The organism is Sphingomonas asaccharolytica NBRC 15499 (assembly GCF_001598355.1).
Classification (GTDB): domain Bacteria; phylum Pseudomonadota; class Alphaproteobacteria; order Sphingomonadales; family Sphingomonadaceae; genus Sphingomonas; species Sphingomonas asaccharolytica.
Genome location: NZ_BCYU01000023.1, coordinates 19,755 through 36,123, shown reverse-complemented (window position 1 = coordinate 36,123; position 16,369 = coordinate 19,755). Strand labels below are relative to the sequence as shown.

At 61.6% G+C, this 16,369-nt stretch carries 10 protein-coding genes; 8 read left to right on the top strand and 2 right to left on the bottom strand.

Annotated features, from left to right (window positions below; all coding sequences use genetic code 11):
• Positions 1-50: 50 nt before the first annotated feature.
• The 7 genes from SAS01S_RS08505 to SAS01S_RS08475 are packed head-to-tail and all read left to right on the top strand — an operon-like array spanning position 51 to position 12,762.
• Positions 51-698, top strand: coding sequence for a phage connector family protein (locus SAS01S_RS08505; protein WP_066807137.1), 648 nt, complete (start codon positions 51-53; stop codon positions 696-698).
• A complete protein-coding gene (locus SAS01S_RS23010) occupies positions 698-1,717 on the top strand; it encodes a phage tail protein (protein WP_084238676.1) in 1,020 nt (339 codons plus the stop codon). The genes SAS01S_RS08505 and SAS01S_RS23010 overlap by 1 nt, the downstream gene beginning before the upstream one ends.
• Positions 1,717-3,513: a phage tail protein gene (locus SAS01S_RS08495; protein WP_066807135.1), complete on the top strand. Its 1,797-nt coding sequence runs from the start codon at positions 1,717-1,719 to the stop codon at positions 3,511-3,513. Before SAS01S_RS23010 ends, SAS01S_RS08495 begins: the two co-directional genes overlap by 1 nt.
• Positions 3,491-3,961, top strand: coding sequence for a hypothetical protein (locus SAS01S_RS08490; RefSeq protein WP_066807133.1), 471 nt, complete (start codon positions 3,491-3,493; stop codon positions 3,959-3,961). Before SAS01S_RS08495 ends, SAS01S_RS08490 begins: the two co-directional genes overlap by 23 nt.
• Positions 3,954-4,457, top strand: a complete 504-nt coding sequence (locus SAS01S_RS08485; protein ID WP_157082729.1) for a virion core protein, T7 gp14 family — start codon at positions 3,954-3,956, stop codon at positions 4,455-4,457. The genes SAS01S_RS08490 and SAS01S_RS08485 overlap by 8 nt, the downstream gene beginning before the upstream one ends.
• A 56-nt stretch (positions 4,458-4,513) precedes the next feature.
• A complete protein-coding gene (locus SAS01S_RS08480) occupies positions 4,514-6,637 on the top strand; it encodes a transglycosylase SLT domain-containing protein (protein ID WP_066807130.1) in 2,124 nt (707 codons plus the stop codon).
• Positions 6,637-12,762: an LPD22 domain-containing protein gene (locus SAS01S_RS08475; protein ID WP_066807128.1), complete on the top strand. Its 6,126-nt coding sequence runs from the start codon at positions 6,637-6,639 to the stop codon at positions 12,760-12,762. The genes SAS01S_RS08480 and SAS01S_RS08475 overlap by 1 nt, the downstream gene beginning before the upstream one ends.
• On the opposite strand, the gene SAS01S_RS08470 is transcribed toward SAS01S_RS08475, so the two are convergent.
• The gene (locus SAS01S_RS08470; protein ID WP_157082728.1) at positions 12,737-13,024 is read right to left on the bottom strand and encodes a hypothetical protein; all 288 of its coding nucleotides are present in this window, start codon (positions 13,022-13,024) and stop codon (positions 12,737-12,739) included. The genes SAS01S_RS08475 and SAS01S_RS08470 overlap by 26 nt on opposite strands.
• Before the next feature lie 41 nt (positions 13,025-13,065).
• Positions 13,066-13,437, bottom strand: coding sequence for a hypothetical protein (locus tag SAS01S_RS08465; RefSeq protein WP_157082727.1), 372 nt, complete (start codon positions 13,435-13,437; stop codon positions 13,066-13,068).
• A gap of 105 nt (positions 13,438-13,542) precedes the next feature.
• Between SAS01S_RS08465 and SAS01S_RS08460 the strand changes: the two genes are divergently transcribed.
• A complete protein-coding gene (locus SAS01S_RS08460) occupies positions 13,543-16,362 on the top strand; it encodes a hypothetical protein (protein WP_157082726.1) in 2,820 nt (939 codons plus the stop codon).
• The last annotated feature ends 7 nt before the right edge of the window (positions 16,363-16,369 follow it).

Here is a 16,369-nt window from a genome sequence, read left to right as displayed (position 1 = left end):
CTCGGCCAATTCGATTCAAGCCGTGGCAGCGTGGCATTATCCGAACCGGCATGGCCGTCGTCGATACCTGCAACGTCGCGCTGGGCGAGATCGCGGCCGACACCATCGCGTCGATCGACGAAGGCTCGCTGTCGTCTAATCACTGCAAGCGGCACTATGATGACTGCGTCGCCGATCTCCTCGCCCTCCACGACTGGGGAGCGGCAATCAAGCGAGTGACGCTTGCCGAAACTATCAATGATCGCCCAGGCGAGTGGGCCTATTGCTATGCCAAGCCAGCGGACGCCGGGAACTTCCGACGGATACTGCCGCCTCTCAGCTCCAGCCCGGACAACAGTTATCCCGTCTGGGGATGGTGGACCGCCCCGCTTTGGCGGGCACTCGGTCCGCTGCCCTATGTTGAGGACGCGGGCAGCATCTACACGAACGTCGCCGGGGCAGTTCTCGAGTACACTGTTTCGACGCTGACGGAGGCGAACATGCGCCCGCTATTCCGTCGCGCCCTGGCCATGATGCTGGCCGCGCGCATCGCAATGCCTATCAAGAAGGACCGGCAGTTGCGCAACGACATGATTGCGCTCGCCGATAACGCTGTCCGGGTCGCGATGGCCGACGATCAAAATCGATATCCGCGTGTTCAACAGGAATATGTCAGCGAAATAGAGCTGGTCCGCGGCGGCTGGCCGGGACACGGCTGATGGCCCAGAGGTTCGCCGACGTAAATTTCAGCAAGGGCGAAGTGGCGCCCGAGATGTATGCGCGTTTCGACGTGCAAGCCTATTCGTCAGCGGCCAAACAAGCCCGCAACGTGCGCGTCCGGAAATATGGGGGGCTGGCAAAGCGCCTCGGTACTCGGTTCGTTGCCGAGGTCCACGATGCGACCAAGCCGGTTCGCTTAATCCCCTTCCAATTCTCGTTCGAGCAGGCGTACGCGCTCGAATTGGGGCAAGGCTACATGCGGCCCGCGGCCTTGGGCGGCATGGTGCTGGAGGTCGACGTTGCCATAACGGGCATTTCGTCGGCTACCAACGCCGTCATTGCGGCAGCCTATCATGACTATTCGGTCGGGGATGACGTGTACCTGACCGGCGGCGATGGCCCGATGGGCGACCTGCTCAACAACACCGTTTGGACCGTCACCTCCGTAATCGACGACGGGCATTTTGCGATCAACGCCAACACGACGGGCGTCACTTTCACCGGATGGACCGGCGGCGAAACCCGCGCCGCGCCTCCGCCTCCGCCCCCGCCACCGCCGCCTGTACCTGATCCGGTTCCCCCGCCACCTCCTCCGCCAGTTGGTGGAGGTGGCGGTGGTCATATCGGCTGCGTCGCCGCTGATCGCACGATGATCCGGCTAGCCAACAGTACCCATGACGGCCCTGGTGGCGAGCGCATCGCCCGCATGGTTCAAGTGGATGATTGGGTTTGGACCCGTGATCCCAAGACCGGCAAGATGGTCGCGGCGCGGATCGCGCGGGTTCGTATCGAGCGGGAGCCTGTTTGGTCGAAGAATGGCTTGCCCGATGGGACCGAACAACACCGTTCATGGATCGACGGCGGTTGGAAATATAGCGGCGAGATGGGTGAAGTTGCCGGTGAGGCAGATGTGTGGAAGGCGGAAATCCCGGGGGTCTACACGTTCCTGGCGCGGCACATCGATAGCGACACATGGGTTCTGTCCCACAACCTCAAAGAGAACCCGGAGCCCTATTGATGGGAGTGGCCCGGCTCTATCGCGTTGGCTCGCCCTATAACGGGGTGGAACTGGACGACATCGATTTCGAACAGACCGCCGATGTCATGTACATGGCGCACATCGATCATCCGCCCACGAAGCTGGTCCGGCACGCGCACGATGATTGGGAGTTCGTGACCGTAGCTTTCGGCCCCGTCGTCTCCTCGCCCACCGGGCTTTCGGTCACGCCGGACACTCCGAATACGGACGCAGACAATTCCGGCAACGCATACTTCCCCCAGCCGGCATCATACGTCGTTACCGCGATCGTGGATGACACGGAGCAAGAGTCGCGTCCGTCCGCTGCGGCCAGCGCGACCAACGATCTCACGCTTAAGCGCAACTATAACGCGATCTCCTGGACAGCCGTGGCGGGCGCTGACCGCTACCGCATCTACAAGTCAAACAACACGCAGGATTACGGCTACATCGGCACGACCGACAGCACGTCGTTCGTTGACGACAACATCGGCCCCGCGCTCGACAATGGGCCGCCAGTCGGCAACAATCCATTTGCTGCTGCGGGCGATTATCCATGTAGCGTCACGCTTTTCGAGCAGCGCCTAATCCTCGGTTACACTGCGAACAATCCGAACGCGATCTTCATGTCGAGATCGGCCGATTTCGAGAATTTCGATATCTCTCGGCCGCTTCGAGACGATGACGCAATCACGATCGGCGTCGTCGCCGGGCGGGTCAATTCGATCAACCAACTCGTCTCAACCACAACCCTTTTGGCGCTGACATCGGATGCCATTTTCAAGGTCGATGGGGCAACCGATGGCGGCTACCTGACCGCGACCCAGACGCGCGCACGCCGCCAGATCGGTCGGGGATCTGACCGCCTTGGGCCGCTGATCGTCGACAACGTCGTATTCTACCGGCCCAACGAGGGATCGAGCGTCCGCAGTATCGGCTATTCGTTCGAGCAAGACGGTTTCACCGCGCCAGACGTGTCGATCTATTCCCCTCACTTCTTCCGGAACTTCGGCATCAAGAGCTGGGCGTATTTGCAAGAGCCCGACGCGCTCATCGTCGCCGTCCGCTCGGACGGAAGGCTCCTTTGCTTCACGTTCGAGCAAGAGCAGCAAGTATCCGGTTGGACGCTGTGGGAAACCGATGGGCGGGTCGAGAGCGTCTGCGCGATTACGGAGAACGGCGAGGATCGCCTGTACCTCACAGTGTGGCGCACGATCGGCGGCGTCGACAAGCTCTATATCGAGCGCCTGGCCTCGTCGCTGTGGAGCGATTTCAGATCGAGCTGCTATCTCGATTGTGCAACTAGCTTCGCAGTAGACGAGCCTCGCACCGACTTCACTGGCTTGGCGTACCTCGAAGGCCGGTCGGTCGACGTGCTGGCCGATGGCGCGATCATCCGCGACCTCGTCGTGGCGGACGGCAAGATCAGCCTGCCTGATGCGTTCGGCCCCGCGTCGCAGGTTACTGTTGGCCTGCGCTACACGTCGCTGGTCGAAACTCTGCCGCTGATCATTGCGGGCGGCGCGACAGCCGGACGTCGGCAACAGGTCGGCGAGGCGGTGCTGGAGCTGATCGACAGCATGGACGTCTACGCCGGCCCGTCGATCGACAAGCTCTATCGCGTGAAAAGCCGTTCGGATGAGGCCTATGGCGATCCGGACACGCTGATGAACGGGTTTTACCGCTTCGACAACGAGAACCACGTGAGTGAGCAGATAACGGTGGTCATCAAACACGATGCGCCGGGACCATTTCACCTGACAGGCGCATTCCTTGACCCGGTCATTAGCGGTTGATGTAGTGCCGGCCCGGCCCGTCCATGTTGGGCCGATCGCCAGCCGGATGCGCGATGCGGATCGACAGGAGGCCGCGGCGTTCGGGCAAAGGCCCCGAGACGCGCTGCGCAACGGTATTATCGCCGGTCCAGCCTTTACCGCGCTTGTCCGCGGGGTGCCCGAAGCGATGTTCGGCTGGGTGGTAACCAGTGCCCTGGACAGCGAGGGACGACCTTGGATGCTGGGGACCGATGCAATCTACCAGCACGGGCGTGCGCTCCTGGCTCTGGGCCCTGAATGGTTGCGCCTCATGTTCGATTCAATCGCTCACGCCAGCAACGTAGTTAGCGCGGACAATGCACGGGCGATCCGGCTGCTCGAACGCTGGGGGTTCGTGGTCGAACAGGGTGAAACGATGATCGGCGGCGTTCCTTTTCGCACATTCTGGAAGGAGCGCGGCAATGTGTAACCCGGTCCTCGCGCTCACAGCAGCCACCACTGTCGTATCGGCCGTTGGCGCCGGGATGAGCGCTGCGCAGAGTGCGGCTACGTACAACTATCAGGCGAAGATCGCTGATCGAAACGCCCAATTGACGTCGCAGCAGGCGCAAGAAGCTCAGCTAAATAATCAGCTTGAAGCGCAACGCCTGTATCGCAAGGCGGGACAGACTGAGGGCTCACAAAACGCCGCGATGGCCGCAAATGGCGTCGACCTTGGATTTGGTAGCGCGCTCGATGTGCAGCGCGACACGGCGATGATGACGGCGGAGGATGCGGGCCAGCTTTATCGCCAAGGTTTCAACGATATCCGTGGCTACGATATCAAGGCATCCAACTATAAAGCGGAAGCCCAAGGCGCGCGTCAGGCGTCGTCCGGCGCGGTCACCAAGGGAATATTCGACGTTGCCAGCACCGTCTTGAGCGGCGCGACGTCAATGGCGAAATACAAGGCGGGCAGTAAGTAGTGCCCCGCGTAGCAGTCGCCGAAAATCAGGTTGGCCTAGCGCAACCGAACGAAACCATGTTCCGCCCGGCCAGCCTGGACGCGGGTTCCTCTGGCGGGATCGGCGCTGGCCTTCAAGGGCTCGGGCGTGCGCTAGGCGACTATGCCGAACAGGAAGCCCGTAATCAGGTCGTCTATAACGAGGCGGCAGCGAAGGACGCTTATAACTCGGCTGACAAGCAAGTCCGGGACATTCTCTACACTGGCGATAATGCGTATTTCTCGTTGAAGGGCGCGGCGGCGATCGATGCGAAGAAGCCTGCCACGGAGGCCATCGCTAAGATTCGCGAGACGGCGCTAGCGGCGCTCAAGAACAAGCAGCAGGCTCGCCTGTTCGGCAACGCGTTCGACAGCATGGTTGGCCCTGAACTGGCGAAGATTTCCACGTTCTCCGATCGCGAGCTGACGTCCTATGGCACGCTGCAATCTCAGTCCCGCCAGCAGGGAGCGGCGGATAGCGCGGTGCTCAATGCCGATGATCCGGCGCGCTTCCAGGCATTTGCCGCAACCGGCACCGGGGAGATCGAAGAAGAAGGCAAGCTGAGCGGATGGGACGCTTCCACAATTGCGCTCAAGAAACAGGATTACCTCTCGAATATCCGCACGCGCATCACGTCGGAAAAGATGATCGCCGATCCTGTCGGGGCGAAGGCGTACTTTGAGGCGAACAAGGGCGATTTCTCCGCGACCGATCGCACGAAGATCGAGGCCGCGCTGTTCGAGCCGCTGATGGAGCGACAGGCGTCGGCGGACGTCGATGGCCTGATGGGCGGCGCGTCTGGCGCGATGACGCCTGGCTCAACTTCGCCGGCTGTGCCCGCGTCGCCGACCAACGGGTCAACCTTGGCTCGGATGCAGGCGATTACAGCGTTCTCTGAGAGCCGTGGGCGCGAGCGCGACAAGAACGGAAACCTCGTGACGTCCTCCGCCGGTGCTCAGGGCAAGATGCAGGTTATGCCCGGCACCAACACCGATCCGGGTTTTGGTGTGCGCCCTGCCGCTGACAACAGTGATGCCGAGCGAACGCGAGTCGGCAACGACTATCTGGCGGCGATGGTGAAGCGCTACGGCGGCGACGCCACCAAGGCTTGGGCAGCGTATAACTGGGGGCCTGGCCATCTCGATTCCGCGATAGCTAAGTACGGCAGCGATTGGCTCCAGCACGCGCCGCAGGAGACGCGCGATTACGTCCATACCAACGTTGCCGCACTGGGCGGGCGGCCAGCCGGCGATCAGTCAGGCGTCGCACCCGCGAAGGACGACTTAGGCGGCCTTTACGCCGCGATCGACCGCCAGCCGTGGGACTATGACCGGAAGCGAATGGCGCGGGAGGAAGTGGATCGCCGTGTTTCGCGCGACGATCGACTTCGCGCGCGAGCGCAGGACGATGCGAAGGACCGAGCTTACGACATGATCGGAAAGTTGGGCGACAGCTTTACGTCGCTCAACCAGCTTCCCTCGGATGTCCGGAATTCACTCTCTCCCGAAGTGAGGCTGTCGCTCCAAGCCCAGGCCGAAAGCAACGCGAAGCCTAAGGCCGTAGCAGCCAATGGGGACAGGGTCGTCTTGCTACATCAGGAAGCTGCTCTGAACCCGGAACTCTTCCTGCGCGAGGATCTCAGGAAGTACCGGCCATACATGACGCCGGGCGAGTTCGATGAGCTGTCGACCACCCAAGCGAAGCTCCTGGCTAAGCCTGCCGAGCGTGTGGCGTACAGCCGGGTTTACGGCGCCATTAACATGTACGGCGCCGACGGCGGCCTGGGGTTCAACGCGAAGAAGGCGGGCGAATCCGACGAGATGTACAGGCAGCGCAAAACCGACTCGATGCAGGTATTCAACATCATGCGGAACACCCTGGACTCGGTTACCAAGGGTGAGCGCCAGCCGACCGATGGGGAGATCAAGACGGCTTTCGATAATGCCGTCATGAATACCACCTACACTGAGCCCGGTTGGATTTGGGGCACGAGCGAGAAGACCGTTCCGCGCTATCGTGATCCCACCGCACCGATCAACGGCATCGCTGTGCCGAGCGGCGAACGTGAGGCTATCCGGGCGCAGCTCAAAGCGGCGAAAATGCCGAGTGACGATCAGTCCATCGCTCGCATCTATTTCCAGCGCCAAGCGGCGAAGAACTAATGCCCGACGATTACAGCAAGGAAATCGCCGATATGGCGATGCGGCGCGCGGTGCTGGCAGTTGGTGCGAACAGTCCGCCGCCCGATGCAGCGGCAAAGGCCAACCGAATATCTCGCGCGACGGGCATCCCGGCGACTACGGTTGATAGCAATTTGGCGACGCTCGATCTGCGTGTCCGTGCGGAACAGGCTCGGCGGATACTCACCGACAAGCCGCAATTGGCGGCTTGGATGAGCAATCCGCGCAATGCGGCTGTCGCCAATGACGATCTCGACAAGATGACGAAGAATGACGGCGTTTGGCGTGCGCTTCCGGCGCCGACGCCTACGTTGGTCAACTCGCTCGCGGGCGTTTGGACCAGCCTTACCCAGAGCGCGGTCCAGGCACGATCTGGCCTGCTGCTGATGACGCACGACTGGCTGTCACCGTACATTGGAATTCCAGATTCCAAGCCCGGAGCGCCGCAGCTCGGCGATTACACCGTCCCGAACGCGATACGGAATTATCAGGTCGCACAGCTCAACATCGACAATGCCACGCCGCAATTCCAATCCAACTTCGGACGTTACATCTATGGCGGTGCGTCCTCGCTAGCCCAGATGGTTCCGAGCGTTGCGGTGGGCTTGGTAGCTGGCCCCGAAGCGGGATTGGGCGTCGCCGCGGCACAACAGGGAATTCCAGCCTACGCGAAGTACCGATCTCGCGGTGGCACGCCGGGCGAGGCCTTGGCTGGTGGCGTCGCGGAAGGCGCAATCGAGGCGATCACCGAAAAGCTGCCGATGGGGTTCCTCGTCGATAAGCTCGGCAAGGTTGGCGCTGGCAAGTTCATCACCGGGTATCTCGGGCGCGAGCTACCGGGCGAACTTGCCGCGACCTTGGGGCAAAACGCCGTCGACACCGCGATAGCGAATCCGAAGAAGACCTGGGGGCAGTTTTGGGATGAGCAACCCGATCAGCTTGCCCAGACTGCTGTCGCCACCCTTATGGCGGGCGGCTTTTTCGCGGGCGTGCACAGCGCAGCGCGACGTCTGGGAACGGATGCCCAGCCAGCTAACATCCCAGACGTGGACACTGCCAATGCGATAAACCGCGCGATGGATGCCGCTGCGGAAAGCAAGACCCGTGCACGCGACCCGGAAGCGTTCCGCGATTTCGTGTCGAGGTTCACCGATGGAACCAGCGCTGAACATCTGTTTGTGCCCGCTGAGGCGCTCGCCACGTATTTCCAGGATCATCACGTGGATTATCGCGACGACGATTTCTGGCACGGATACGCGAACCAAATCGACGAAGGGCTGGCGACTGGGGGAGATGTTGTCATCCCTACTGCGGACGCCGCCGCATACCTATCGGGAACGCCTGTTTGGGAGGCAATCAAGAAGGACGCGCGCGTTTCCCCTGGCGGCGCGTCGCTGAGCGAATTGGAGAGCCATCGCGCGCAATACGAAGACGCGATGGAGCGCATTGGCGGGGAGGTTGCGGAACAGATGCGCGCGGCCCGTGAAGCCGACGAACCGCGCCAGCGCGTCTATCAGGATATCCGCGATAAGCTGACGAATGCCGGCTACACCCAGGAAGCGGCGCACCTCAATGCCGAGCTGGTGGCACAGCGTTATGCAACGCGCGCGGAACGGACAGGCCAAGCGCTGACCGGGGATGAAACCGGCAATATCCACGTGAATGCTGTGCTGCCCGCAAACCTCGCGCCGATCGTCGCCAAGGATGCCGGCGACGTTCATCTACAAGGCGTCATCAATACCATGCGTCGTGGGCTCGGCGTCGTCTCTGATCGCAAGTTGTTTGGCGACACGTTGCTGGAATGGATCTCGAAGCACGGCGGGATCGAAGACAAAGGCGGCGACCTCAAGGCGATGGGCGCCGACACCTGGCACAAGGGAAAGCCCGGAAAGCGAAAGCTGATCCGACCCCACCGAGGCGGCAATCAGGCGTCTATGCTTGCCAGACGCGAGCAAGAGAACGCGAACACGCCCGACGAACTTGCCGTGCGAGCGCAACAGGCTGGCTATTTCCCGGCGGGCGAGCGGCCAACGGTCAACGACCTCTTCGACCGTATCGACAACGAGCTGCGCGGCAAGCCAACCTATGCGGTGCACACTGAGAATGCGCCGGAGGGCGTTGACGCTCGGGAGGCGGCCCGCGAGCTTGAACAAATTCTGGACCAACGTGGCGTAGATCCAGCGCGCGCAACCGACACGGAAATCCGAAGTGTGCTGCGCCAGTTCCAGCAAGAGCAGCAGGGCGGGCTTAGGCAGGCTGTCCAAAATACTGATGACCGCCGATCGCTCGAGCAGCCGGGCGGTGCCGGGCCGCGCGGGCAAATTACGTTCCGCAATGGCCAGTCGATCATCGACCTGTTCCAGACACGCAACGCTTCCACGTTCATTCATGAAATGAACCATCACTGGGCCGAAGAACTGATGGCGGACGCGCTGTCGGACGATGCGACCCCGCAAATTCAGGCTGACTGGAATGCGGTCGAACAATGGTTCGCCGCTAACGGCCACCCGGTCGTCAATGGGCAAATCCCGGTTGAGGCGCACGAGCTGTGGGCGCGCGGCGTCGAGCGGTTCCTGATGGAAGGCAAGGCTCCTTCGCCGGCTCTGCGCCGCGTGTTCGACGCCTTCCGGTCCTGGCTGCTCCATATCTATCAGTTGGTCGACAACCTGCGTTCGCCGATCACTCCGGAAATTCGCGATGTGATGGGCAGGCTGTTCGCGACCGACGAAGAGATAAAGCAGGCATCCGAGCGCCAGCACGTTGCCGACCTATTCGACGAAGCGGCCAAGGTCGGAATGAGCGAACAGGAGTTCGCGGCCTATAAGTCGCTGGCCACAGACGCTCGAAACGAGGCGCACGACCAACTCCTCTACAAGACCATGTCGACGATCCGGGCAGAGCGGACGCAGGCATGGAAGAGGGACGAAGCGAACATTCGGGGAGAGGTCACGACCCAGGTCAATCGCCGCCCCGAGTTCAAAGCCCTGCACTACCTTCGCACGGGCAAGATGCTCGACAACCCGGACATACCGGCCGAGCGCGTCAGCCTCGATAAGCAATGGCTGGTCGACCACTACGGGGAGGGCGTGCTGGCGCAACTCCCGAAGGGTGTACCGCCGCTCTACAAGGAAAACGGCGTTCACCCGGACGACGTCGCGGCGATGGTCGGTTTCGACACCGGCGACGAAATGGTTCGCACGTTGATTTCGCTCGAAGACCGGAAGCGCGAGCTGATGGGCAACGAGGACAAGCGTTCCGTGCGCCAAGCCCTGATCGACGAAGAAACCGCACAGGCGATGCATGAACGGTTTGGCGATCCACTAAACGATGGGTCGATCGAGGAAGAGGCCTTGGCCGCCGTCCAAAATGATCTCCAGGGCGAGAAGATGGCTACGGAACTGCGGCTGCTCGGCCGGCGCTCCAATCGCACCCCGACGCCCTATAGTCTCGCCAAGGATTGGGCTCGCGGCAAGGTCGCTGAGAGCACAGTCCAAGAGGCGACCAGCGGCGCCGCAATCCAACGCTATTCGCGTGCTGCTGCTAAGGCCGGCAAGGCTGCGGAAGCGGCGATGATTAAGGGCGATCTTGATGAGGCGTTCCGCCAGAAGCATGCCCAGATGCTCAACAATGCGCTGGTGTCGGAAGCGAACCGCGTACGCGAGGACGTCACGAAGGCCCGCGACCGGCTGGCGAACTATGCGAAGCGCCGCACGATCGCGAGCATGGACCAAGACTACCTTGAGCAAATCCACGATCTGTTGGAACGCGTGGAATTTCGCCCGCGTAGCCAGCGTTCAATCGAGCGGCAGCTTTCGTTCGAAGCGTGGGCGGCAGAGCGCGAAGCAGAGGGCCACGACGTCGTTGTTCCTGCATCCTTCGCCGACTCGCTGGGCTCTACACATTGGTCGCGGCTGTCGGTCGCAAAGCTCATGGGGCTCGATGAGGCTGTCCATCAAATCGCGCACCTGGGTCGCTTCAAGCAATCGCTGATCGACGGGCAGCAACAGCGCGAGTTTGAGGCGGTCGTGCGGGAGGCCGTGGAGGGCATCGGCAATCTCCGGACGCGCGCGCCAATCCAGTTCGATCCCTCTTGGTCGGACCGGATGAAAGCGGGAATCGAGGCATTCGATGCGGGCCTGCTAAAGATGGAAACGATCGTCGATTGGCTCGACGGCGGCAACTCGAACGGTGCGTTCAATCGCATCGTTTTCCGGCCAATCTCCGAAGCGCAATCGCGCTCTCAGGATATGACTGCGGAATATTTCCGACAGGTCCGTGAAGCGATGGAGGCGGTCCCTGACGTCGGCCGCTGGGCCGACCGTGTCCGCGTGCCCGAACTGATGGACCGAGAGACAGGCCAGCTACTCACGCTGACCCGGCAGCGCTTGGTGGCGATGGCGCTCAACATGGGCAACGAGGGCAATATCCAGCGGCTTTCGGAAGGGTATGGCTGGAACCGCGACGCGATCATGGCGGTGCTCAATCGGGAGCTGACGACCGACGATTGGCATTTCGTCCAAAAAGTCTGGGATATAGTCGGCACGCTCTGGCCTGAGATCGCGGCGCTCGAACGGCGCGTAAATGGCGTAGAGCCTGAAAAGGTCGATGCGGCACCTTTGGAAACGAGCGCTGGCACGATGCGCGGCGGTTACTATCCCGCCGTCTATGACACTACCCGCGATTTCAAAGCGGAGAGCCATGCGCAGAAAGCCAGCGACCTCCTGTCCACGACGTATACCCGCGCCACCACCCGCGCGTCGTCCACCAAGGATCGCCTGGAGAAGGTTCGCCGGCCTATCCTGCTCGACCTGGGCGTCATCAACCGTCACCTGGGCGAAGTCATTCACGACATCACGCACCGCGAAGCGATCATCAACGCGCACAAATTCCTGAGCAGCACGGACGTGAAGCGCGCCGTGAACGAAACACTCGGCCCGGCCATCCGTGGGCAGTTCCAACCCTGGCTCAAGCATGTCGCCAATCAATGGGCGGCCGAGCGCGCCGGCAACGAGGGCATCGGCAAGTTCATGGGGCGGCTGCGCGCCAACACCACGGCGGTCGGCATGGGGTTTCGAATGTCGACGGTCCTGACGCAGATTGCGGGATATTCCAATTCGCAGGAAGTGATCGGCGGCGCATGGCTGTCGCAAGCGATTGCGCATTCGACGGCACACCCGGTCGAGGCGATGAACTTCGTGATGGAGCGGTCGGGCGAAATTCGTCACCGCATGGACACGCTTGATCGCGATATTGGATCGCTGATGCGGCGGCTTGATGCGACGCCCCTCAAGAAGACATTCAGCGCGCCCCGCGACGCGATGAAGTTCATGTACCACGGGATCGGCTGGGCTGATCGTATCGTCGTCGTTCCAACTTGGATCGCGGCATACAACAAGGCCATCGCCGGTGGGGCAGTCGAAGCGTCTGCGGTCTATGAGGCCGATAAGGCTGTCCGCCAGTCGCAAGGCGCTGGCGCGGCGAAAGACCTAGCAGCGATCCAGCGCGGTACCGGGCGGTGGGGTGAGGCCCTGAAACTCGCCACGATGTTCTATAGCTACTTCTCAGCGGTCTATCAGCGCCAGCGGACGCTTGGTCGGGACGCGGCGACCTCGATACACGAAGGGCGCGTGTCGGACCTTCCTGGCCTGATGGCGCGGGCCTGGTGGCTGCTCATCGTGCCACCGGTGTTGTCTCAGCTGATCTCCGGTCATGGCCCCGGTGATGATGAAGATTGGGGCATGTGGTCATTCAAGCAAATGCTGTTCAACGCGCTCGGCCCCATCCCCGGTGTGCGCGATCTGATCCAGCCGGCTTGGGACCAAGCCACGAAAGGTCGCTCGTTCGGCTACCAACTTTCGCCGGTCCAACGCGCTGGCGAGACGATCGTGAACGTGGCCGGCGACGCGGGCAGCATATCGCAGGGGAAGAGCACGAAGCACGCCACCAAGGACGTACTGGACACCGTGGGCTACGTGACAGGCTTGGTTCCTGGACAGGTTTCGACCGCGACGCAGTTTCTTGTCGATGTGGGAAGCGGCTCGCAATCACCCGAGACAGCCGGCGACTGGTATCGAGGGCTGACTAGCGGGAAGGCTCAGAAAAAGTAGCGCGGCGATGTAGATCGTCGCCGATCCGAGCGCGCTCAAGGTCAGTTACGCGCCGGTTCAAATCGCCCGCCTCGTTGGCCTGGCCTTGCGGCTTGTGCGCCTTCGCGTCGGCGAGGGAGGACTGCAAATCTGCTTTGATTTTTGCCTGGGCGTCGCGCTTTGCAGCCGCCTGATTGATCTGGGCGGAATAGTCGTCCGTAGCCTTCTTCGGCTCAGTCTGCGAGCAGGCCGCCAACATCAAGAGCAGGATGATCGCTCGCATGGCCGCATGCATGCCACTAGCGAGACTCTGCCGCAAGCGCGCTAGAATTTGGCGGCGGGAAAGCCAGTGAAGCGCCCGGGGCTACACTTGCCAAAAGCCGTTATCGTGATCGTCCTGCTTGGCCCGGATATTGGTAAGGTGGTTTTCGACGCGAAACTGCCGTCCACGCGGTTTATCTTCATCCATATTTGCGCCCCACTGATCGGGTCACGCTCCCCGTTCTGGAGAACGATTTCGTCTTTTGTGGCCCCGGTCACGCCAAAAGTCCGCTCACATTTGTCATAGCACGCGCGCATTTGCTGGAGGTCAATACGTAACACAAAGACTTCGGTTGTCGGTGGGGTGTCGGAATACATCGTACCGGAGCACGTCAGATTGAACGCCACGCCCAGTGCAAGAACAACTCCCGACATCCCGCCCTCCTTCGAAGACCCGAAGGGTAGAGCGCTGGCGGTTCGATTCAAGCCATCGCGCTTGACCGATATCGGCACGGGAGACTTTCACCCTGAGGCGGCGGCATGGCGGTCGATAGTACAGACACCTACTCTGGCCCGTACACGACCAACGGGTCCACCACGGTGTTTCCGTTCACGTTCAAGGCACTAGCAACGAATGAGTTGATGGTGCTTCTGCGGAGTTCTGGCGGCGTCGACACGACCGTCAGTCCGAATGCCTATGCGGTCGCGCTGTCGGACGATGGCGGGGACGTAACATTCACGACCGCGCCGGCCACGGGTTCAATGCTCTACATTTTGAGCGACCCGTCGTTTGAACAAAAAATCCAGTTTGCGGACGGCGACAAGTGGCGCGCCGCGCCAGTTAACGAGGCAAACGACCGATCGGTGGTTCGCGATCTCGCGATCATAGGCAGGCTTGATCGTGCGCTGGTCGCGCCCGTCGACCAAGACCCCGTCGCCTATTTCAAATCGAGCGGCTTCAAGGGCGACAAAGGGGACACCGGCGGCAACGTCATGGCTGTTGGGCTGGCGAGCGACCTGATCTCTATGTCATCGCCTGTCGGAACAACCCTCATCGCGACCTCTGGCAACGCCCAGAAGGGCCTTGGGCAAGCGCAATACAAGCTGCTCGACCCCGTTACTGACGCGACTGCCTACAACGCACTTTCCGCAGCCAACAGCGTAAGCCTCACCGGACAGAACATCTGGTGGTTCCAGCTTATCGATGGCAAGCGCGCCGTGATCGCGGAGCCCGAGCCGTTCGCGGAGATGTTCGGGGCGGTGGGTGACGCTACGTACAACTCAACGACGGGGCTGTGGTCGGGCACCGACAACACCACAGCGCTACAGGCGTGGCTCGATTACTGCACCTATGTCGCGCGGTGCGCCGGGAGGATCGGGGCCGGCGCTTTCCTTCACACCGCTACGTTGCACGGCGGTTACGGGAATGCGTTCGTCTCCACGAATATTCGAGGGGCGGGGTATCGCTACGGCGGAGCAACTCTTGCTGGGACGGCGTTCGTCAACAATTTCAGCGATCAGCCGGCGTTCAATTTCGCAGGCCAGCGCTACGGGAACATCGAAGGCGTCACCTTCGTCGGTAGCTTCTACAAGTTTATCAGCGACGGCCACGCTTGCAGTCATTCCATCACGCCGTCGTTCGATGATACGGTTATGCGGCAGTGGCTTCCGCTGACCGCCGACGCGAGGGCGCTCAATCGCTACTCGACCTATGCCGCGATCACGATTGACGGGTTCAATGACAATAACGGCGCGATCAGCGGCACCGATCCCGAAACCGGCATCGCTTATACAACCTATGTGACGCCGACTTGGCCCGCTTGGACGGGGCTTGCGGCTGGTCGGGGCACCAAGGGCTTATCGTCGGGCATAACCATTGATTGTCAGTTCCGCGGCTTCGGCGCAGCGATGATTGTCCACCCCGGCAACACTGACGGAAACGGCGATTTCGTCAACGTGCGCAGCTCGTCGGTTGATTATTGCGTGTACGTTTTCTCTTATGGAAATTCGCAGGGCCGCAATCAGCAAGTAGGAAACATCTCGGGCGGAACGTGCTGGTGCGCCATCGCTACAAGTCGTCACGGACGTCAGAACGGCCGCCTCGGTGGCACGCTCGAAAGCATCAGCTTCTCGGGCCTGATGCGGCTGATGGAAATTCACTCCGTCTCGATCGTCACGTCGACCATTTTTCAACAGGCCTATATCGAGGGTGGATGGCAGCTTGGGACGTGCAACGGCGCGTCGGCAAGTGAGGGCGAGATGACGATCGCCTCGGGTACGTTCTCGCTGGCGCTGCAAGACTCGGTCGGTCGCGGTGTGCCGCCGTTCGTCTGGGGCCACCCAACCTCGGCCAATGGCACGTCGGCGGGCTTGCGCCTGTCGAGCGGTGCGATCACCGACTTTCCATATACGATGGATTTCCGCGCGACGAACCTGCGTCTCGATGGCGTGACGATCCGATCGTATCGCCTAGACACTGTCGGCCCCGCGACGATCCCGCTGTTCATGGCGCATGTCGCAAATGCCACTCTGGGCATCACAGTCCCGGCACTGAACGGTCGCCGCGCGGGCCATCGTCTCTACGTCGGGCTGCGCAACCTCAGCACGGGCGCGTTCTTCGCTCAGCAGCTTATCGATCACACGTCGAACGCGGTCGGCACGCGCGATCTCGGGTTGCCGATCTGGGTCCGCGCAGTACAGCCATCAGGTACGGCACCTTTTGAGGTCGTGACCGGACTTCCGACTCCGTCAACGATCGCGCCCACGGGCCTGACGCTCACCTCTGATAGCTCCGTCCTGGCCGGCGATAACGCCGCCGATCCTATCCGGCTAAGGTTGGAAGGGAATATCGGCGCCGGCAATGCCGCGGCCTTCGCGATGAACGGCGGCTGCGCGGGATCGATCATCCGTCACACCAACAGCGGCATGGCTTTCGCGATCTACTCCTACGACAATACAACCGGGGCGTTTAAGGCGCGCGCACTGACCAACTATCGCTTGGTTGGCGGCACCTATCAGACCTACGACGGAACCGTAATTGGCGCGACAGATCAGTTCAGCGCCTATTATTCCGGGTTCTCGACGCCGTCGCTGCCCTCTTATGCGACCTATGCCAGCGGAAGCACCGGCGTGACGGCGTTCCAACGCGGCAGCGGCGGGTCGATCGGTGCGACGGAAGTGGCCAATGGAGATCGCATCTTCGTCAACCCGAACATCGATACGCAGATCGGCAGCACGCAGAACCTTATCTCCGCACTCGACCTGACGGCCAAGACGTTCACGCTTCCGGCGAACGCCCTGGCGTCGTCAACTCGTCAGAGGGTGGTCGGCATTCTCCGCGCGCCCCCGGCCAATCTGTGACGGAGGG

Bases quoted from the DNA above. Each gene is read 5' to 3' on its own strand.
- SAS01S_RS08505 (WP_066807137.1), top strand. From the start codon at position 51: ATGGCCGTCGTCGATACCTGCAACGTCGCGCTGGGCGAGATCGCGGCC.
- SAS01S_RS23010 (WP_084238676.1), top strand. From the start codon at position 698: ATGGCCCAGAGGTTCGCCGACGTAAATTTCAGCAAGGGCGAAGTGGCG.
- SAS01S_RS08495 (WP_066807135.1), top strand. From the start codon at position 1,717: ATGGGAGTGGCCCGGCTCTATCGCGTTGGCTCGCCCTATAACGGGGTG.
- SAS01S_RS08485 (WP_157082729.1), top strand. From the start codon at position 3,954: ATGTGTAACCCGGTCCTCGCGCTCACAGCAGCCACCACTGTCGTATCG.
- SAS01S_RS08480 (WP_066807130.1), top strand. From the start codon at position 4,514: ATGTTCCGCCCGGCCAGCCTGGACGCGGGTTCCTCTGGCGGGATCGGC.
- SAS01S_RS08475 (WP_066807128.1), top strand. From the start codon at position 6,637: ATGCCCGACGATTACAGCAAGGAAATCGCCGATATGGCGATGCGGCGC.
- SAS01S_RS08470 (WP_157082728.1), bottom strand. From the start codon at position 13,024: ATGCGAGCGATCATCCTGCTCTTGATGTTGGCGGCCTGCTCGCAGACT.
- SAS01S_RS08465 (WP_157082727.1), bottom strand. From the start codon at position 13,437: ATGTCGGGAGTTGTTCTTGCACTGGGCGTGGCGTTCAATCTGACGTGC.
- SAS01S_RS08460 (WP_157082726.1), top strand. From the start codon at position 13,543: ATGGCGGTCGATAGTACAGACACCTACTCTGGCCCGTACACGACCAAC.